This is a genomic window from Streptomyces sp. R44 (genome assembly GCF_041053105.1).
Classification (GTDB): domain Bacteria; phylum Actinomycetota; class Actinomycetes; order Streptomycetales; family Streptomycetaceae; genus Streptomyces.
This window is the reverse complement of sequence record NZ_CP163444.1, coordinates 4,748,494-4,766,940: the sequence shown is the minus strand read 5'-3', so window position 1 is coordinate 4,766,940 and position 18,447 is coordinate 4,748,494. Positions and strand designations below refer to the sequence as shown.

Here is an 18,447-nt window from a genome sequence, read left to right as displayed (position 1 = left end):
GGGCCCGGAGGCACCCGCCAAGCCCTTCGCGGGGCCCCCGCGGGGCCCCCGCCCCACCCCCCGCCCAGACGCCCGCACACGCCCCGCTCGGAGGGTCCACAAACAGCCCCTGACCTGGGCTTTCATCTCAACTCCCCATAGAATCAGGGCACTCGGAGGGGAGATCCACATGAACGAGACCGCCCGCACCATCCGCACCGTCGACGACGTCCTCACCCTGCTCGACGGCCTGTTCCGACCCGAAGCCGACCGCTGGACGGAGGGGGGCGCCGCATGGTGGGACGGGTTCTACGCGGACCGGGACAAGCCCGTGCCGTTCTTCGTCGCCAAGCCCGACGAGAACCTGGTGTCGTACGTCGAGCAGGGCCTGCTCCCGGCCGGCGGCCGGGTCCTCGACCTCGGCTGCGGGCCCGGCCGGAACGCCCTGTACCTCGCCTCCGCCGGCTTCGACGTGACCGCCGTCGACCTCTCGCCCACCGCCGTCGCCTGGGCGGAGGAGCGGGCCGGGGACACGGGCGCCGAGGGCGTCCGCTTCGTGTGCGGGGACGCCTTCACCGCCGCCCTCGACGGACCGTACGACCTCGTCTACGACTCCGGCTGCTTCCACCACCTGCCCCCGCACCGCCGCGTCAGCTACCTCGCCCTGCTCCACCGCGCCCTCGCGCCCGGCGGGCACTTCGCGCTCACCGCGTTCGCGGCCGGCGAGGGCGGCATGGGCTCCGAGCTCCCGGACGCCGACTTCTACCGGGAGGGCCGGCTGCACGGCGGGCTCGCCTATACGGACGACTCCCTCCGCGCGGTCTTCGCCGACCTGACGGAGGTGGAGCTCCGCCGCATGCGCTCCCTGCCCGCCGACTCCCCGGCCTTCGGCGAGTCCTTCCTCTGGACCGGCCTCTTCCGCCGGCCCTGACTCACCGCATCCCCTCCAGATGGGCGGCCAGCCTGTCGTACTGCTCCCGCACCCCCGCCTCCATGCCCGCCGCCAGCGCCTGGTCCCTGATCTCGTTGGACGGCCAGAAGGACGTGCTGGTCAGGGCCGTGCCACCGTCGGGGGTCGCGTCGAAGGTGAGCGCCACGTGGACCGGCTCGGCGTCGGGCATCTGCTCGAACACCTCCGTGTAGTCGAGCCGCTCCACCGGGAGGACGTCCTCGTACGTGCCGGAGAAGACGATCTCCTGGCCGTCGGGCCCGCTCTGGCCCCAGCGCCACGCGCCGCCCGTCCGCAGGTCGATGTCGACCACGGAGGTGGTCAGCCCGGCCGCCCCGTACCACTCCCGTACGTGCTCGGGCCGCGTCCAGGCCTCCCAGACGCGGGCCGGCGGGGCGTCGAAGGTCCGCGTGATGACCAGTTCGCGGTCGGCCGGTGTGGTGAGGAGGGTGACCATGGCGACGACCCCTTCCGTACCCTTCCAGCATCCGCCGAACGCCCGAGGGCGGCACCCCCTGGTGGGGGTGCCGCCCTCGTTCGCGTTCAGCGATGAACTACCGAGCCGGGGCTCAGAAGTCCATGTCACCGCCCGGCATGCCGCCGCCGGCCGGCGCGGCGGCCTTCTCCGGCTTGTCGGCGATGACGGCCTCGGTGGTGAGGAACAGCGCGGCGATCGACGCGGCGTTCTGCAGCGCGGAGCGCGTGACCTTCGCCGGGTCGATGATGCCCTCGGCGATGAGGTCGACGTACTCGTTGGTCGCGGCGTTCAGGCCGTGGCCGACGGGCAGGTTGCGGACCTTCTCCGCCACGACGCCGCCCTCGAGGCCGGCGTTGACCGCGATCTGCTTCAGCGGGGCCTCAAGGGCCAGCTTGACGATGTTGGCACCGGTGGCCTCGTCGCCCGACAGGTCCGCCTCGAGCTTCTCGAAGACGTTCGACGCCTGGAGCAGGGCCACGCCACCGCCGGCGACGATGCCCTCCTCGACGGCCGCCTTCGCGTTGCGAACGGCGTCCTCGATGCGGTGCTTGCGCTCCTTGAGCTCGACCTCGGTCGCGGCACCGGCCTTGATGACGGCCACGCCGCCGGCCAGCTTCGCGAGGCGCTCCTGGAGCTTCTCGCGGTCGTAGTCCGAGTCGGAGTTCTCGATCTCGGCGCGGATCTGGTTCACGCGACCCGCGACCTGCTCGCTGTCACCGGCACCGTCGACGATGGTGGTCTCGTCCTTGGTGATGACGACCTTGCGGGCGCGGCCGAGCAGGTCCAGGCCCGCGTTCTCGAGCTTGAGGCCGACCTCCTCGGAGATGACCGTGCCGCCCGTGAGGATGGCGATGTCGTTCAGCATGGCCTTGCGGCGGTCGCCGAAGCCCGGGGCCTTGACGGCGACGGACTTGAAGGTGCCGCGGATCTTGTTGACGACCAGGGTCGACAGGGCCTCGCCCTCGACGTCCTCGGCGATGATCAGCAGCGGCTTGCCCGACTGCATGACCTTCTCCAGGAGCGGAAGGAGGTCCTTCACGGAGGAGATCTTGGAGTTGACGATCAGGAGGTAGGGGTCGTCGAGCGACGCCTCCATGCGCTCCATGTCGGTGGCGAAGTACGCCGAGATGTAGCCCTTGTCGAAGCGCATACCCTCGGTGAGCTCCAGCTCCAGACCGAAGGTCTGGGACTCCTCGACGGTGATGACGCCTTCCTTGCCGACCTTGTCCATCGCCTCGGCGATGAGCTCGCCGATCTGGGTGTCGGCGGCGGAGATGGAGGCCGTGGAAGCGATCTGCTCCTTGGTCTCGACATCCTTCGCCTGCTCGAGCAGGGCGCCGGAGACGGCCTCGACGGCCTTCTCGATGCCGCGCTTGAGGGCCATCGGGTTGGCACCGGCGGCCACGTTGCGGAGGCCCTCGCGGACGAGCGCCTGGGCGAGGACGGTGGCGGTGGTCGTACCGTCGCCGGCGACGTCGTCCGTCTTCTTGGCGACTTCCTTGACCAGCTCGGCGCCGATCTTCTCGTACGGGTCCTCGAGCTCGATCTCCTTGGCGATGGAGACACCATCGTTGGTGATCGTGGGGGCGCCCCACTTCTTCTCGAGGACGACGTTGCGGCCCTTGGGGCCGAGGGTGACCTTGACGGCGTCAGCGAGCTGGTTCATGCCGCGCTCGAGACCGCGCCGGGCCTCCTCGTCGAACGCGATGATCTTGGCCATGTGAAGTGGTCCTCCCGGACATGGGGTGGATAACGCTCCAGGACCGCGCCGACGCCCGCGACGGACGGCCTGCGTGCCCGATGGTTCCTTGCCCCACCTGGCCGCGGACCTCGTCTGCCCGATCCTCGTAAGCACTCTCACCTTCCGAGTGCTAACGCCAATGATTAGCACTCGCCCTAGGAGAGTGCAAGCGACTCTCGCGTTTCGGGAGGCCGATCAAGGGGGCGTACGGGGGCGGGGCGGGGGCGGGGCGGGAACGCGCGAGGGGTCCGCATCCCCTCAGGGATGCGGACCCCTCGACGGCGTTGCGTCGGTGGCCGATCGCGCCGCGCTCAGACGGCGAGCTTGACCATGTCCGCCTGCGGACCCTTCTGGCCCTGCGAGATCTCGAACTCGACCCGCTGGCCCTCTTCGAGGCTGCGGTAGCCATCCATCTGGATCGCGCTGTAGTGGACGAAAACATCCGCACCACCGTCTACCGCGATGAAGCCGTAGCCCTTCTCCGCGTTGAACCACTTGACGGTGCCCTGAGCCATGCCTAACTCCCCTATTACTGGCCCTTGCGCGGGACCGCACCTCGCGGACCCGGGTCAGACCCTGCGCCGGAACGCGTCGACCGCCGCTGAATGTATCTGCCCAACTGCCCTCTGCAACAGGTCATTCGACCGAGAATTCTGGGCGCCCCGGAAAGGGGAATTGGGGAGATTCCCCGGAATTACGGGGCAAGTCGGGCCCGGCAAAGCGCGCAGAACGTACACAACGCGCAGGCACTTTGGCTGCTTCTTGTCGTGCGGGGACGCATTCTCATATGCGTCCGGCATGAGCAGCGGAGGGGACTTCCCCAACTCTACCGCGCTCAACCATGCAGAATTGCCCCTTCCGCTTATCGCGCGGAAGGGGCAATTGGTACTGACTGGTAGCGCTTTACGGGTCTCAGCACCCGCCGGCGACGGCCGGAATGATCGAGACGCCCGCGCCGGCCGGGGTGGCCGTCTCCAGACCCTGCTCGAAGCGCACGTCGTCGTCGTTGACGTAGACGTTGACGAAGCGGCGCAGCTTGCCCTGGTCGTCCAGGACGCGGGCGGCGATGCCGGTGTGGTTCTTCTCCAGGTCCGCGATGACCTCGGCGAGGGTCGCGCCCTCGGCCTGGACCTCGGACTGACCACCCGTGTAGGTGCGGAGGATGGTGGGGATGCGGACGTTCACGGCCATGTCTTCGTTACCTTTCAGAGCGCCAGGCCGGCGTCGCGGAACGCGTCCAGGCTCGGGCGGATGGTGGCGGTCGCCTGAGAGGTGTCGGCCACCGCGTCCAGGGTCTTGAGTCCGTCGCCGGTGTTGAGGACGACGGTGGTGAGGTTCGGGTCGATGAGCCCGGCCTCGACGAGCTTCTTCGTGACGCCGACGGTCACGCCGCCCGCGGTCTCGGCGAAGACGCCCTCGGTCTGCGCGAGGAGCTTGATGGCCTCGACGACCTGCTCGTCGTTGACGTCCTCCACGGCGCCGCCGGTCCGGCGGGCGATGTCGAGGACGTACGGGCCGTCGGCCGGGTTGCCGATGGCGAGGGACTTGGCGATGGTGTTCGGCTTCTGGGGCCGTACGACGTCGTGGCCGGCCTTGAAGGCCGCCGACACCGGGGAGCAGCCCTCGGCCTGGGCACCGAAGATCTTGTACGGCTTGTCCTCGACGAGGCCCAGCTTGATGAGCTCCTGCAGACCCTTGTCGATCTTGGTGAGCTGGGAGCCGGAGGCGATCGGGATGACGAGCTGGTCGGGGATGACCCAGCCGAGCTGCTCGCAGATCTCGTACGCGAGCGTCTTGGAGCCCTCGCCGTAGTACGGGCGGAGGTTGACGTTCACGAAGCCCCAGCCCTCGCCGAGCGGGTCGCCGATGAGCTCCGAGCAGAAGCGGTTGACGTCGTCGTAGTTGCCCTCGATGGCGACGAGGTCACCGCCGTAGACACCGGCCATGACGACCTTGCCCTGCTCCAGGTCGTGCGGGATGAACACGCAGGAGCGGAAGCCGGCGCGGGCGGCGGCGGCGCCGACGGCGCCGGCCAGGTTGCCGGTGGAGGAGCAGGAGAGGGTGGTGAAGCCGAAGGCGCGGGCGGCTTCGAGGGCCTGGGCGACGACCCGGTCCTTGAAGGAGTGGGTCGGGTTGCCGGAGTCGTCCTTGACGAAGAGCTTTCCGGGGGCGACGCCGAGCTCGCGGGCGAGGTTGTCGGCCTGGACGAGCTTGGTCCAGCCGGGGTTCAGGTTGGGCTTCTCGGCGACGTCGGCGGGGACGGGCAGGAGGGGGGCGTAGCGCCAGATGTTGGCGGGGCCGGCCTCGATCTGCTTCCGCAGCGCCTCGGGGTCACCGGTGGGAAGGTCGTACGCGACTTCGAGCGGTCCGAAACAGAGTTCACAGGCGAAGATCGGGCCGAGCGGGAAGACTTCACCGCATTCGCGACAGGAAAGCCCGGACGCGGGACCGAGGTCGACGGTGGTGGGTGCGACGGTCTGAACAGCCATGGAGGCGAGGCCCTTTCTCCTCATCTTTCCCATGACGAATTTTTCGCCATGAGACGGATTTGGCACCTTCCCTAGCCGGGAGCCTCGCTGGAGGACGAGTAACCGACTGGAGGGTTGCCGGGGCTTCAACGGGCCGTTTCCCTCTGCCCCTCTGGATGAGCGGTATTCGATTGTGAAGCGCGGTGGACTTTCGTTCCTGCGCTCCGACGCGGGCGGCACCCCGACGTGCATCGGGCATCCGCGTTGTTCAAGACTGTAACCGAAGGCCCGGAACCTTGGACCGGCCGTCCGACCCGCGAGATGGAGAGAGATCACGTGCTGGAAGAGGTGGAGCGCTGGCTGGCCCGGCGGTCCTGGTCGGTGACGGACAGGCCGCTGGAACGGATCCTCGCAGCCAAGCGGAACACGACGGTCAGCGTCGTCCTGCCCGCGCTGAACGAGGAGGCGACGGTCGGGGACATCGTCTCCGTGATCCGGCGCGAGCTGATGACCGAGTCCGTCCCCCTCGTGGACGAGCTGGTGGTGATCGACTCGGGCTCCACGGACCGTACGGCGGAGGTCGCGGCGGCGGCGGGCGCGCGGGTGGTCGCGCGGGACGCGATACTCCCCCGCATACCGACCGTCCCCGGCAAGGGCGAGGTGCTCTGGCGGTCGCTGATGGCGACGAGCGGGGACGTGGTCTGTTTCGTGGACGCGGACCTGCGGGACTTCTCGGCGGACTTCGTGACGGGGATCGTGGGCCCGCTGCTCACGGACCCGGACGTGGAGTTCGTGAAGGCGATGTACGACCGCCCGTTCGGCACTGAATTCGATGGGCTCGCCTCCGGCAAGACCCCCGGTCAGGGCGGCCGGGTGACGGAACTGGTGGCCCGCCCGCTGCTGAACCTCCACTGGCCGCAGCTGGCCGGTTTCGTGCAGCCGCTGGGCGGCGAGTACGCGGCCCGGCGCTCGCTGCTCGAACGGCTGCCGTTCCCGGTCGGTTACGGAGTGGAGCTGGGGCTGCTCGTGGACGCCCTGCACACGGTGGGCCTGGACGCGCTCGCGCAGGTGGACGTGGGGGTGCGCAAGCACCGGCACCAGGACGGGCAGGCGCTGGGCCGGATGGCGGCGGCGATCTACCGGACGGCGCAGCTGCGGCTCTCGCGGGGGCATCTGGTGCGGCCGCGGCTCACGCAGTTCGAGCGGGGCGAGAAGGGCTTCGAGCCGCGGACGTACGCGGTGGACACGGAGGAGCGGCCGCCGATGGCCGAGATCGCGGAGTACGCACAGCGCCGCGTGGCGTGACGTCCGAGGAGGAGGCACACCGCCGCGTGGCGTAACGCCCCACGATGATCCGTTTTGCATAAATTGCCCTTTTATGCGCTTCAGACAACATCACCTGGGCAGGGTGCTCGCGGTCATCGGGCTCACGGCGGGCTCGCTCGCGTCCGCGGCGGCAGGACCGGCCGCCGCGGACGTGGTCGAGCCCTTCGGCAAGCGGTACGACGCGTCGCTGTACGGCGACTTCACCACGATCGGCAACACGGTCATGGGCTGCCCGGCCGGCCCGGCGGACCTGGCGGCCCGCTGCGCGACGGCGGCCTCCGGCCAGGGCTCGGACAACAACAACACCTTCGTGATGCGGCGCATCGACGCGGCCGGCCTCGGGACCACCGACTTCGGCTCCAGCACCGGTCACGTCAAGATCCCGGCGGGCGCCGAGGTCGCGTACGCCCGCCTCTTCTGGGGCGGGAACGACGGCACGTACAAGGGCCCGAGCGGCGCGCAGCTGAAGCGCTGCGACATCTCGGGCGCGGACGTCGGGCGCTCCCCCGGCGACCCGACGACGACGGCCCCGGTGATCAGGGTCGGGGCGGGTCCCGCGACCCCGGTGTCGATCGACAGCATGGTCGCCGACCCGGCCGACACCAGTGGCCCGCACTACTACACGGGCGAGTCGGACGTGACCGCCGCCTTCGCGGGCGTCTCGGGGACGGACGCGCGGGTGGCGGTCGGCAACCTCTGGGCGCCGAGCGGCAAGGGCTGCGTCGCGGGCTGGTCCCTGACCGTCGTCCACAGGTTCCCCGGTCCGGACCGGGTGAAGGCCCCCGAGCGGCGGAACGTGTACGTGTACGGCGGCCACGTCCTCCAGCGCTCGACGTCCCCGGCGACCACGATCACCGTGGGCGGCTTCTACCGGGGCCCGGGCACGGTACGCGCGAGCGTGACGGCGTACGAGGGGGACTGGAACACCCCGGGCGACAAGTTCCTCGTCGACGGCAGGAACGTCACCGAGGCCCACACCGGCAACACGAACAACTTCTTCGTCGGCGAGGACGACGGCGCGGTCTCCCCGAAGCTCACGAACAACCTGAGCATCGACGCCAAGGCCTTCGACGTCCCGGCCGGCGCCGTCCCACCGGGCGCGACCTCGGCGGACCTGACCTTCTCCACCAGCGGCGACACCTACGTGCCGTCCGGGCTCGCCTTCTCCGTACCGGTCCCGGACCTGGAGATCACCAAGACGGCGAGCCCGCGGAAGGTGAAGCCGGGCGACACCCTCACGTACACGATCACGGCGAAGAACATCGGCCCGTTCGACTACCCGAACGCCACGTTCGGCGACGACCTGACCGGGAACCTGGACGACGCCGACTACGACGGGGACGTGCGGACGGACCTGGGCAGGGTGTCGTACGAGAAGCCGAGGATCGGGTACGTGGGGACCATCCCGGCCGGGAGGACGGCGACGGTCACGTACTCGGTGAAGATCAAGAACCCGGCGACGGGCGACGGGAAGCTCCGCAACAGCGTGGAGGTGGAGAGCCCGCGCTCGAACTGCGGGGACGGCAGCGAGGACCCGTCGTGCGGGGTGACGCCGGAGCTCGAAAAGCCCGAGCCGACCCCGACGGATCCGACCCCGACCCCGACGAACCCCTCACCGACCCCGACCCCCACCCCCACGCAGCCCGACCCCTCCCCGTCGGCATCGGCGACGGTCTCGGTGCTCCCGTCCCCGCCGTCCCCGCCGGCCCCTCCGGCCCCGGGACCGCTGGGCGGTCACGGCGACGGCTCGATGGCGGAGACGGGAAGCAACGGCGAACGCCTCTGGCTGCTCGGCGCACTCGCGGTGGCCCTCGCGGCGACCGGCCTGGTGGCGAAGGCGGCGATGCGCGGCCGACGCGACTGACCTGCGGCGACTCCCCGTGGCCGAATCCACCCGTCTCGTATACGTACGTTTGAGCGTTTACGGGACGGGCTAGGTTCGCCACATGGCAACTGTGCTGGTGGCATCCAACCGGGGCCCGGTCTCGTACGTGCTGGGCGAGGACGGTTCGCTGGACGCCCGCAAGGGCGGCGGCGGCCTTGCGTCGGCCCTGAGCACCATCGACTCCCAGGAGAGCCTCTGGGTGTGCGCGGCGCTCGGCGAGGGCGACCGGGAGGCGGTGAGACGCGGTACGGGCGAGCCGGGCGTGCGGATGCTGGACATCGACCCGGGGGTCTACGCGGACGCGTACAACGGCATCGCGAACTCGGTGCTGTGGTTCCTCCACCACCACCTGTACGACATCCCGCGCGAGCCGGTCTTCGACGCGGGGTTCCGCCGCCGCTGGGAGTCGTACCGGAGCTACAACCGCGCGTTCGCGGAGGCCCTGGCGGCGGAGGCGGCCCGGGGCGCGGCGGTCCTGGTGCAGGACTACCACCTGGCGCTGGTCCCGGGGCAGCTCCGGGACCTCCGCCCCGACCTGCGGATCGCCCACTTCACGCACACCCCCTGGGCCTCCCCCGCGTACCTGCGCATGCTCCCGGCCGACATCCGCGAGGAACTCCTGCGGGGGATGCTCGGCGCGGACCGCCTCGGCTTCCACACGCGCGCGTGGGCGGAGGCCTTCGAGCAGGGCGCGGGCGACCTGGGGCGGACGCGGGTGGCGGCGTACCCCCTGGGGGTGGACGGCGAGGAGCTGCGGGCCCTCGCGTACCGCCCGCAGGTGGACGACCGCCTGGCGCACCTGCGCGACGAGATCGGGGACCGGAAGACCATCGTCAGAGTCGACCGGACGGAACTCTCGAAGAACATCCTGCGAGGCCTGCAGGCCTACCGGGAGCTCCTCACCGCCCACCCGGAATGGCGCGACCGGGTGGTCCACCTGGCCTCGGCGTACCCGTCCCGCCAGGACCTGGAGGCGTACCGCGCGTACACGGCCTCCGTCACGGAGCTCGCCGACGAGATCAACGCCGAGTTCGGCACGGCGGACTGGCAGCCGGTCCTGGTCTCGGTGGAGGACGACTTCACCCGCTCCCTGGCCGCCTACCGCCTGGCGGACGTGGCCCTGGTGAACCCGGTGCGCGACGGCATGAACCTGGTCGCGAAGGAGATACCGGTCGTCTCGGAGTCGGGCTGCGCGCTCGTCCTCTCCCGGGAGGCCGGCGCGTACGAGGAACTCCACGAGGACGCGATCACGGTGAACCCCTTCGACGTCACCGAGACGGCCGAGGCCCTGCACAAGGCCCTGACCATGCCCCCGACGGAACGCGCGGACCGCACGAAGCGCCTGGCGGCGACGGCCACGGCGCACCCGCCGCAGCGGTGGTTCCTGGACCAGCTGGAGGCGCTGCGGGAGCGGTGAGCCGGTGGCCCGCTCCGCCCGACGGCGCGGGCGGAGCGGGACTGTCGTTCAGGCTGCCGTTCAGGAGGAGAGGCGGTTCAGTGCCGCGGTGGCGATGCCTTCGACGTAGGCCGGGGCGTAGCCGGGCCGGCCGGTGAGCTCGACGAGGGCGACCCTGGTGCCGCTGCGCAGCACCGCGACCCCGCCGGTGGCGGTGCCGTCGCCGTTGTAGGCCGGGTACCAGTGGGCGGTGCCGCCGGTGGTGGTCAGGGTGTGGGCCGCGCCGTAGTACCAGTGGCCGGCGGGCTCGTCCTGGCAGTCCTGGACGAGCGCGACGAGCTGCTTCTCCCAGGTGGCGGCCGCGGTCTTGGTGGGGGCGCTCGCGGCCGACTCGGTCAGCAGGCCGCCGGTGTCGAAGGTCCAGTTCACGGACGCGTACGCGGTGGCCTTGCCCTGGGTCAGGTCGCGCATCGTCTCCTCGCCGGAGCACGCGGACAGCGCCTGGCGCCCGGTCAGCGCGACGGTCGCGCCGACCGGGTTCAGGCCCGTCCGGAAGTCCTCGCTCTGGACGAGGGCGGCGGAGCCGAGTCCGGGCGCGGCGACCGCGGCCGAGCGGGCGGCGGCCGCGGTGCGGTGCGCGGCCCCGGCGGCGGTGGCCGACTGGGTGCCGAAGACGGTGGCCGTGATCAGTGCGGCGGCGAAGCAGGCCGCGGCGGCGACCCGGTTGCGGCGAACGGACTTCTGCTGGACGGTCTGGTTCTCGGTCATCTGGTCCCCCTGCTGGTCGGGACGCCTGCTGCGTCCTCGTACAACCGGGGGAGATGCCGCCGGAGGAGGGAAAGTTGGAGCTCTGACCGGCTGTTTCACAGCTGTGACAGAGCGGTCCTGACGACCCGGTCCATCGCGGCCGTCCCCAGGCAGGCCTCGACCTCCAGCACCCCGTAGTGGGTGCCGCTGCGCAGCACGGCGATGCCGCCGCAGGGCTCCTCGCCCTCGGGCGCTGTGCCGGTGGTGTTGAGGGATCCCGGGTAGACGCCCATCCAGCTCGCGGTGACGTCCGGGGCGATCCGCAGCGTCGTGGTCCTTCCGTAGACCCAGTGCCCTGGCGCTTCCTCCTGGCAGGGCACCTGCTCCAGCAGCAGGCGCTGGGAGAAGTTCTGCGCCAGGGAAGGGGTACGGGCCTCGGCGGCGACCTCGCGGGCGACCTGGTCGGCGCTGTCCCGGGCCAGCGTGGCGTCGCTCGGGTCGGTGCGGGTGCTGGTCATCAGTCCGCGGAAGTGGGCACCGGGCCCGCCCAGGGTCTCCGTGAGGGTCTTCTCCCCCGTGCAGGCCGCGTTGGCGTAATGCCCGTCGCCGTACCGGTCGGTGACGTGGATCTTCCCGATGCCGGCGTCCGGGCCGAACGCCGCGGGTTCCAGAAGGTTCGCCTTCGTCACCGGCCCGGTCGCACCCATCGGCGAGCCGGAACCGGAGGCCGAGGGCGCGGGCATCGGGGCGGACATGCCGGGCCTCGCGGGAGCGGACGCGCCCTGGGACGCCCCGCCGGGCGAGGCACCCGACCGCGCTGCCGGGTGCGCGTCGGCGCCGGGGGGCGAGGGCAGGACGAATCGGCCGGTCACCAGCCCGAGCGCGGCGGCTGCCACCAGGGCGGCGACGGCGGACCGGAGCCGGACGACGGCGTGGCCGCCACCCGTCGCGTGACCGCCCTTCACGAACCGGCGACCAGGCGCTCGCGCATGAAGCGGCGGGCCTGGTGGATACGGTCCTTGACCGTGCCCAACGGGGCGTCCAGCTGCTCGGCCACCTGGACGTAGGTCAGGTCGCCCAGGTCGCGCAGCACGAAGGACTCCACCAGGGTGGGGTGCTGCCGCTCCAGCGCGGCCAACGCCTCCATCAGGTCGAGCCGGCTCCCGGCGATGACGCTGGTGGTACGCGGGTCGACGGACTCGGGGAGGTCGGCGTGGCTGTCCTCGGCGCGTCGGCGCATCGAACGGTAGGTGGACCGGGCGGCGTTCGAGGCGATCACCGTCACCCAGCCCAGGAAGGAGCCGTGGCCGCTGTACTCGCCCAGGTGCGTGCTGATGGACAGGAGGGCGTCCTGCGCGGCCTCCTCCGCGTCGGCGTGGTGGGGCAGGAAGCGCGAGCAGCGTCGCAGCACCACCGGCCGCAGTGTGGCCAGCAGGTACTCCGTCGACCCCGAGTCCCCCGCCTGAGCGGCCGCCACGAGCCGCTCCAACTCGCCTTCCTCGAACACCCGGAATCCCCCCGTTTCGCCCCGCGCGCGTCCCACCCGTCGAGGGGGGCGTTCCACGCTCCCCCGGACTCCGGCAGAATGCTGCCACATGCGCAAGCTCGGCCGTTACCTCCTCCTTGACCGGCTCGGAGCCGGCTCCTTCGCGACGGTCTGGAAGGCCTACGATCCGGAACTCGACACCGAGGTCGCGGTGAAGGTGCTGGCCGAGAACTGGGCCGCCAACGCCGATGTGCGCGAGCGGTTCCTGGCGGAGGCGAGGCTGCTGCGCCGGATCGCCAGCCCGCGGGTGGTCCGGGTGCATGACGTCGGGGTGCAGGAGGACCGGCCCTACTTCGTCATGGACTACGTACGCGGCGGCACCCTGGCGGACCGGGTCGGGCAGGGAGACCCGCGGGAGGCGCTGCGGCTGGCCGCGGAGGCGGGCTACGCGGTCCAGGTCCTGCACGACGCGGGTGTGGTGCACCGCGACGTCAAGCCGTCCAACCTGCTGCTCTCCACCGGCCCCGCGCCCGCCGAGGTGCTGGTGGCGGATCTGGGCAGCGCCAAACAACTGGCCGACGCGTCCGGGCTGACGGTGACCACGGGCACCCCCGCGTACATGGCACCGGAACAGGCCTTCCAGACCGGCGGGTTCGACGGAAGGGCCGATGTGTACGCGCTGGCCGTCGTCACCTACGAGCTGTTGACCGGGCAGAAGCCGTTCGGCCCGGGCGGCCGCGCCACAGCCCTGATGACCGACCAGTCGACCACCTCGACGCTGCCCGCGCTCCCCGCCGGAGGGGAGCTCCCACCGAACGTCGCCCTGCTGCTACGGGCCGCGATGTCCGTCGAACCGGCCGATCGCCCCCCGACCGCCCAGGCCTTCGCAGACGCGCTGCTCGCTCCAGCCCCGCAGCCCCAGCCCCTGAAAGGCCCCGGGTGGCTGACCCCGCGCACGGTCTGTCTGGCGTCGGGCGCGGTGTTCACGGCGACGACCCTGCTGAGCTGGCTGCAGCGTTGAATCCGACAGGGAGCCGGTCCGCACCGCGGTCGTGTCCTGGAGAGGAATCCGGCCGCGTCACCCTCGTCCTCTCCCGCGAAGCCGGCGCCTACGAAGAACTCCGCGAAGACGCCATCACCATCAACCCCCTGCGATGTCACCGAAACCGCCGAAGCCCTCCACACCGCCCTGACCATGCACCCCACAGAAGGCACGGACCGCACGAAACGCCTGGCAGCCGCGGCCACGGCCCTGCCTCCGCAGCGCTGGTTCCTGGAGCAGCTGGAGGCGCTCAGGAGCTCATCTCGACGGTCAGACGAGTGAGGGCAGAACGCCGCGATCCCAGTGCCCGAGCCAGAAGGCCATGGTCGACGGTTCGCCCTCGTCTTCGGTCGAGCCGTCGTGGAGGAGGAACTCGGTGGGCGCCATGTAGCCCTCTCCGGGAGCGAGGCGGATCCGAACGCACCGGATGGGGTGACCGGCGGCGACATATGCGCGGTAGTCGTCGGTGTGCGGATACCGCCGCTCGTAGGAGTCGGGGTGGACCGCCCGGCACACGGCCCGAGCATCGACGTCGCCAAGGATGATGTACCGGTTGCCCGGGCCGAGGTTGAAGGCGAGCCGTCTCCTGCCGGTCGCCCTACGGCCGTATGTGAGCTTGTCCCAGTTGTCGAGGTGGAGGCCGATCAGGCGACCGTCCCGATAGTTGTCCGTGGTGGTGCGCATACCGGGTTCAGCCAAGGCCTGGCCGATGTACTCAGCGTGGCTGTCCCCCAGCGACGCCGCCAGGTCCGCCAGCCCCGAGTCGATCGGTACGGGAGGCCGGACGATCTCCACGAGCGTGCTGGAAGGCACCCGCGCGGGAACAGTCAGCATCCGCACGGTCTCGTCGGTCAGCGATTGCCAAGGGCCGGAGGGGGCCACGGCCCCGTCCTCGTAATCCGGTGCGTCGTCGATGGTGCGTACTGCGGCGATGCCGCAGCGTGCGCGTAAAGCACACAGGTCGTCGAAGGCAAGGCGCAGGGGCACGGGAGTCCTCCTGTGGTCAGTTGTCACCAACTGTGATGTCGAGTTCGTTCACCAAGGCGTGAGCAAGGTCGGCCTGTTGGGTGTGATCGATGCGAACCTTGGCCAGGTTCGTGACGCCTCGGATCTTCGACAGGTCGTTGCCGCGCAGGTCCGTGTCCCGGTAACGGCCGGCGCCGAACTCCGTGAGCCTGAGGGTGCAGTCGAAGAACACCGCATCGGACAGATCGCAGTCGCTGAACACGGCTTCGGTGAACACACAGCCTGTGAAAACCAGGGGTCCGGTGACGCGGATCTTGTCGAATGCCGCGTAGTCGAACCTGCACCCCTCGAACAGCACGTCGTCCAGCACCAAGCCGTCCAGCGCGGCGCCCATGAGCTTGCAGTCGCGGACCACCACTCGGGTCAGCTTGCTCTCGCCCCAGCGGACCGAGCGGAGATCACTGTCCCTGATCTCCACGCGGTGCAGATTCAAGGCCTGGAACTCGACGCGCTGGGAGTGGACGCCCTTGATGCGGCCGGTGATGAGCCGGGTGTCCAAGTCGAGCGACCGCAGGTCCGCGTCTCCGAAGGCGAAGTCCTGGACGATTCCGCGCGCGCTGTCGAGGGTTTCGACGGTCGACAGGTACAGGTCGGCCTCGTCCAGGTCCGGGGTCGTCACGGTGACGTGCCTGAAGACTCGGGTGGCCATGGTGGTGCTCCGTTCTGTCGTGGCACCGGGGCGGTCCCGCAGGGTTGGCGAGACCGCCCCGAGGTCAACGGGGGGCTAGGACTTCTTGCTCCAGTCGTCCCAGGTGGGCCGGTTGTCGAACACCGGAGTGGGGTTGTCCCACGTGGGCCGGTTGTCGAAGGTGGCCAGGGCCTGTGTCCCAGCAGCCTCCAGCAGGGACCGGAAGCCGTGGGGCGAGTCCATCACGAGGGTGGCGGCGTCAGTGGGCATGTGCGCGGACATGGCGCGTTACTCCTTCCATCAGGGCGATCTTGGCGGTGGTGCAGTACCGGGTCCTGGTTCCATCCAGCCGGCCGCCGTGTTCGAAGTACCGGTTGGCAGGGTGGGCTCCACCGCAGAAGGCGAAGTAGGGGCATGCGGCGCGGCAGGCGTCGACGCCCTTCCAGAACTCGGTGATCCATGGGGTGCGTTTCTCGGCCTCGGCAACGAGGACGTCGAGGCCGAGGTGGAGCACGTTGCCGGTGGTGAAGTCGCCGAACCGGTCGTCGGTGAATCCGGCCAGCTCGGGCGAGAGCATGACCACGCCGCCGTCATGGGCGACGGTGGGCAGCGGGTCCCACGGGTCGGAGGCCGGGAGTGACGCCGTGACCTGGTTCTGCAGAACCGCACCGGCGAAGTTCAGTACGCGCTGAATCTCCCGCAGCCGTATGACTGGGTTGTCCCGCCAGGCGGCGGTGCGGGCGGCCCAGAACTCCGCCGTACGGACGGAGTCGGTCGCCTGTACGGAGCGATTGACACCCTCCTCCTCTTCGATGTTCACGCCGAGCGTGGTGGCACCGAGTTCGGCGAAGAACTCGTACAGACGGGCAGCGTTCGCCGGGTCGGGGTCGGAGACGACTGCGATCGCGGAGAACGGGATGCCGTGACGGCGGAGGCGGTCGATTCCCCGCATCGTCACGTGGAATCCGGGGTGCCCGGCCAGGGTCACACGGTGGGTGTTCATGTCTACGGGACCGTCGATGCTGACCCCCACGGCCACGTCGTGGTCCAGCAGGAACTCGCACCAGGCGTCGTCGACGAGGGCGGCGTTCGTCTGCACGGAGTGCTTCACGCCCTCGAAGGGGGCCATCAGCGCGGCCAGGTGTTCCCGCCCCGTGGCCAAGGGCTCGCCCCCGTGCCAGACGACCTCGAATGCCGGGTCATCGGCCGCCCATGCATTGACCGGCGCGGCCACTGCCCTGGCGACATCCACCGTCATGAGGAGCGTCTTCTTCCGCAGCGGCAGGTAGCAGTACGTACAGTCCATGGGCAGGCACCGCGTCGTCGGCTGCATGATCACCGCACGAGGGACGGTCGCGAGCCTCTGGGGACGGTGCGAGGTCATGGCTCTCCACTCGGTCGGTCGGACGGCCCGGACGTTGGCGACGGCCGTCGACCACTCCACGCCGGAGGCGGGACGGATGTGCGCGATGCGGACCACACGGCCGTCGTCGTGCACTTCGTGCGTGACAGCCATGAGCTCGCCCTCGCTCTGGGAAGCGATATCCCGTACCTGATGCCCGAGCAGCTCGTGCTGCTCGTACCCGGCGTGGTCGATGGTGTTCACGCCTCGCCCTCCCGGCCAGCCTGATCGAGGGCGAAACGACGCAGGAACCGCTCCCAGCCGCCGGCCGCCCGTTCACGCAATTCGCGGCTCGGAACGCCGTACTCCGGTGTCGGCGCTCCGTGCTCGTTTCCGCTCGCTCCAGGCGTGCGGCGGGGGAGAGAGCTGTCCATCGCCTGCTCCTTCCGTCGGGATCTCGGCGGCCGTCCGGGCAGGTAGGGGGAGCCTTCACTGATCGGCCCACACCCGGACGGCGTGTGATCAGTCAACGGCGCGACCCCCACTCCGGAACAGGAAAGGTTGGCGAGCGAGGCATGGTCAGCGACCGGAAGACTTTGCGAGCGCTTTGCGAAGTCCCTGGCTCCGAGGGTGCGCCGGGTCTACGTTCTCTTTCGTGGCAGTCAACGCCGTGTTGAAGCAACAAATGGCCGACTTAGGCCTCACGCAAGAAGAGTTGGCGGCTCGGATGAACGCCGCGCTGCTGGACATCACCGGCAGGCCCGGCGACGTGTCGGACCGGACCGTGCGGAATCTGATCAGCGGAGCCACCCGGCGCCCGATCGGCCGCACACGCAAGGCGCTGGAAGCGGTCTTCCGCTGCTCGTTGAAAGACCTGGGGTTCGCATGCCCCAGCACCACAGCACCACCGGAGGGCCCAGTGGAACGCCGCCAGTTCATCACGGCCGGGACGGCCATCGCCCTCACATCAGCCGCCCCGGCATTCAGCGTTCCCCGACGGGTCGGCGCCAGCGACATCGAGCGGCTCCACCGCAGATTCGCCGACGTCGTCGCCAACGACCACCGCCACGGCGGACAGCTCGCCATCGAGCACAAGGCCGCAGCGCTCGCGGACGAAGCGCTGTCCCTCCAGGCTTCCGGCCATGCCAGTCAGCGCGTGAGGAAGCAGGTCTACGCCTCGGCTGCCGCGTTCCGTTCCTCCGCGATGTGGGCCGCCATCGACGGGCGCCGGTTCGAGGACGCTACCAGGCACATGCGTGTCGCCCAGCAGCTCGCCGAGATGGCCGGTGATCCGTACATCAAGTTCCGCATCTGGTCCCACGCGGGCACGATGTACCGGCACATGGGGCGCCCGGCCGACGCTGCCGCTGCCAATGACGTGGCCCGGAAGTTGAACATCACCCGCCAGGACCCCATGTTCGCCTCCCTCGGCCTGGCCAGACAGGGCGCGATCCACGGGGCGGCCGGAGACGGCACGGCCGCTCGCCGCGCCTTCGACCAGTCCCAGGACGCCATGCTGCGCGCCTATCCACAGGCGCAGCGTCCTGTGTGGATGAACGCCTTCTACGACCAGGCCGAACTCGACAGCCTCGCCTTGTCGGCGTTCCTCGCCCTCGGCGACTTCGAGCGGGCGGAGGCCCACGGTCATCGCTGCCTCGCCGCCCTACGCCCCCACATGCACCGGTCCAAAGCCATCGCCACGACCCGCGTCGCACGGGCCCAGCTGGAACAAGGAGACGTGGAAACCGCCATCGCAAGCGCCATGTCAGTCCCGGCCGATGCCTCGATCCGCCACCCCCGCGTCGTGGGGATGCTCCACACCTTCGGCCGACGCCTGGAGACAATCGCCCCCGGCGCCGCCCTCGCCCACACCTGGAACCAGTACGCCCGCGACACCTGGAGGCAGACCGCATGACCCCACGACTCCGCCACTACGGCAGTGCCCCCAAGGATG

General features: G+C 70.3%; 18 protein-coding genes, 1 pseudogene and 1 riboswitch. Of the genes and pseudogenes, 7 read left to right on the top strand and 12 right to left on the bottom strand.

Translation table 11 applies throughout. The features are described 5' to 3' along the window. Nucleotides 1-169: 169 nt before the first annotated feature. Nucleotides 170-910, top strand: a complete 741-nt coding sequence (locus AB5J54_RS22230) for a class I SAM-dependent methyltransferase (RefSeq protein ID WP_369145651.1) — start codon at nucleotides 170-172, stop codon at nucleotides 908-910. A 1-nt stretch (nucleotide 911) separates the two neighbouring features. Here AB5J54_RS22230 and AB5J54_RS22225 read toward each other — a convergent pair whose 3' ends face one another. From AB5J54_RS22225 to thrC, 5 genes are all read right to left on the bottom strand, one after another. After that, nucleotides 912-1,385, bottom strand: a complete 474-nt coding sequence (locus AB5J54_RS22225) for an SRPBCC domain-containing protein (RefSeq protein ID WP_369145650.1) — start codon at nucleotides 1,383-1,385, stop codon at nucleotides 912-914. Between the two features lie 112 nt (nucleotides 1,386-1,497). Next, on the bottom strand, nucleotides 1,498-3,126 hold the full coding sequence (gene groL / locus AB5J54_RS22220; protein WP_351180160.1) for a chaperonin GroEL: 1,629 nt from the start codon (nucleotides 3,124-3,126) through the stop codon (nucleotides 1,498-1,500). 332 nt (nucleotides 3,127-3,458) lie between these two features. After that, nucleotides 3,459-3,662, bottom strand: a complete 204-nt coding sequence (locus AB5J54_RS22215; RefSeq protein ID WP_015035246.1) for a cold-shock protein — start codon at nucleotides 3,660-3,662, stop codon at nucleotides 3,459-3,461. Nucleotides 3,663-4,059: 397 nt separating this feature from the next. After that, a complete protein-coding gene (locus tag AB5J54_RS22210; protein ID WP_017238235.1) occupies nucleotides 4,060-4,338 on the bottom strand; it encodes a MoaD/ThiS family protein in 279 nt (92 codons plus the stop codon). A 14-nt stretch (nucleotides 4,339-4,352) separates the two neighbouring features. Beyond that, on the bottom strand, nucleotides 4,353-5,660 hold the full coding sequence (gene thrC / locus AB5J54_RS22205) for a threonine synthase (protein WP_369145649.1): 1,308 nt from the start codon (nucleotides 5,658-5,660) through the stop codon (nucleotides 4,353-4,355). Continuing rightward, a riboswitch (SAM riboswitch) is annotated at nucleotides 5,654-5,798 on the bottom strand. Its footprint overlaps the gene before it by 7 nt. A gap of 153 nt (nucleotides 5,799-5,951) precedes the next feature. Between thrC and AB5J54_RS22200 the strand changes: the two genes are divergently transcribed. The 3 genes from AB5J54_RS22200 (at nucleotide 5,952) to AB5J54_RS22190 (ending at nucleotide 10,243) form a co-directional block, all read left to right on the top strand. Beyond that, nucleotides 5,952-6,920, top strand: a complete 969-nt coding sequence (locus AB5J54_RS22200; RefSeq protein WP_369145648.1) for a glucosyl-3-phosphoglycerate synthase — start codon at nucleotides 5,952-5,954, stop codon at nucleotides 6,918-6,920. A gap of 73 nt (nucleotides 6,921-6,993) precedes the next feature. After that, nucleotides 6,994-8,805 carry a hypothetical protein gene (locus tag AB5J54_RS22195; protein ID WP_369145647.1) on the top strand — a complete coding sequence of 604 codons (1,812 nt, stop codon included), beginning with the start codon at nucleotides 6,994-6,996 and terminating at the stop codon, nucleotides 8,803-8,805. An 82-nt stretch (nucleotides 8,806-8,887) separates the two neighbouring features. After that, a complete protein-coding gene (locus AB5J54_RS22190) occupies nucleotides 8,888-10,243 on the top strand; it encodes a trehalose-6-phosphate synthase (protein WP_369145646.1) in 1,356 nt (451 codons plus the stop codon). 60 nt (nucleotides 10,244-10,303) lie between these two features. Here AB5J54_RS22190 and AB5J54_RS22185 read toward each other — a convergent pair whose 3' ends face one another. The 3 genes from AB5J54_RS22185 to AB5J54_RS22175 all read right to left on the bottom strand — a co-directional run bounded on the left by AB5J54_RS22185 (nucleotide 10,304) and on the right by AB5J54_RS22175 (nucleotide 12,476). After that, complete coding sequence (locus AB5J54_RS22185; RefSeq protein WP_369145645.1) at nucleotides 10,304-10,990, bottom strand: hypothetical protein; 687 nt, start codon at nucleotides 10,988-10,990, stop codon at nucleotides 10,304-10,306. Between the two features lie 95 nt (nucleotides 10,991-11,085). After that, a complete protein-coding gene (locus AB5J54_RS22180; RefSeq protein WP_369145644.1) occupies nucleotides 11,086-11,934 on the bottom strand; it encodes a hypothetical protein in 849 nt (282 codons plus the stop codon). After that, nucleotides 11,931-12,476 carry an RNA polymerase sigma factor gene (locus AB5J54_RS22175; RefSeq protein ID WP_369145643.1) on the bottom strand — a complete coding sequence of 182 codons (546 nt, stop codon included), beginning with the start codon at nucleotides 12,474-12,476 and terminating at the stop codon, nucleotides 11,931-11,933. The genes AB5J54_RS22180 and AB5J54_RS22175 overlap by 4 nt, the downstream gene beginning before the upstream one ends. Nucleotides 12,477-12,564: 88 nt before the next feature. Here AB5J54_RS22175 and AB5J54_RS22170 point away from each other — a divergent pair, with 88 nt between their 5' ends. Together AB5J54_RS22170 and AB5J54_RS22165 are read left to right on the top strand one after the other, a co-directional pair. After that, on the top strand, nucleotides 12,565-13,476 hold the full coding sequence (locus AB5J54_RS22170; protein ID WP_369145642.1) for a serine/threonine-protein kinase: 912 nt from the start codon (nucleotides 12,565-12,567) through the stop codon (nucleotides 13,474-13,476). 62 nt (nucleotides 13,477-13,538) lie between these two features. Then, nucleotides 13,539-13,779 (top strand): annotated as a pseudogene (locus tag AB5J54_RS22165) (trehalose-6-phosphate synthase); the annotation flags it as partial. On the opposite strand, the gene AB5J54_RS22160 reads toward AB5J54_RS22165, so the two are convergent. The 4 genes from AB5J54_RS22160 to amcB form a co-directional block, all read right to left on the bottom strand. Then, nucleotides 13,768-14,484 carry a hypothetical protein gene (locus AB5J54_RS22160; RefSeq protein WP_369145641.1) on the bottom strand — a complete coding sequence of 239 codons (717 nt, stop codon included), beginning with the start codon at nucleotides 14,482-14,484 and terminating at the stop codon, nucleotides 13,768-13,770. The pseudogene AB5J54_RS22165 and the gene AB5J54_RS22160 overlap by 12 nt on opposite strands. Nucleotides 14,485-14,500: 16 nt before the next feature. After that, nucleotides 14,501-15,142 (bottom strand): pentapeptide repeat-containing protein, encoded by a 642-nt coding sequence (locus tag AB5J54_RS22155; RefSeq protein WP_369145640.1) that lies wholly within the window; start codon nucleotides 15,140-15,142, stop codon nucleotides 14,501-14,503. A 105-nt stretch (nucleotides 15,143-15,247) separates the two neighbouring features. Continuing rightward, nucleotides 15,248-15,433 carry a multiple cyclophane-containing RiPP AmcA gene (gene amcA / locus AB5J54_RS22150; RefSeq protein WP_369145639.1) on the bottom strand — a complete coding sequence of 62 codons (186 nt, stop codon included), beginning with the start codon at nucleotides 15,431-15,433 and terminating at the stop codon, nucleotides 15,248-15,250. Further along, nucleotides 15,411-16,757: a cyclophane-forming radical SAM peptide maturase AmcB gene (gene amcB / locus AB5J54_RS22145; protein ID WP_369145638.1), complete on the bottom strand. Its 1,347-nt coding sequence runs from the start codon at nucleotides 16,755-16,757 to the stop codon at nucleotides 15,411-15,413. Before amcB ends, amcA begins: the two co-directional genes overlap by 23 nt. A gap of 391 nt (nucleotides 16,758-17,148) precedes the next feature. Between amcB and AB5J54_RS22140 the strand changes: the two genes are divergently transcribed. Further along, nucleotides 17,149-18,408: a helix-turn-helix domain-containing protein gene (locus AB5J54_RS22140; RefSeq protein ID WP_369145637.1), complete on the top strand. Its 1,260-nt coding sequence runs from the start codon at nucleotides 17,149-17,151 to the stop codon at nucleotides 18,406-18,408. Nucleotides 18,409-18,447: the final 39 nt, after the last annotated feature.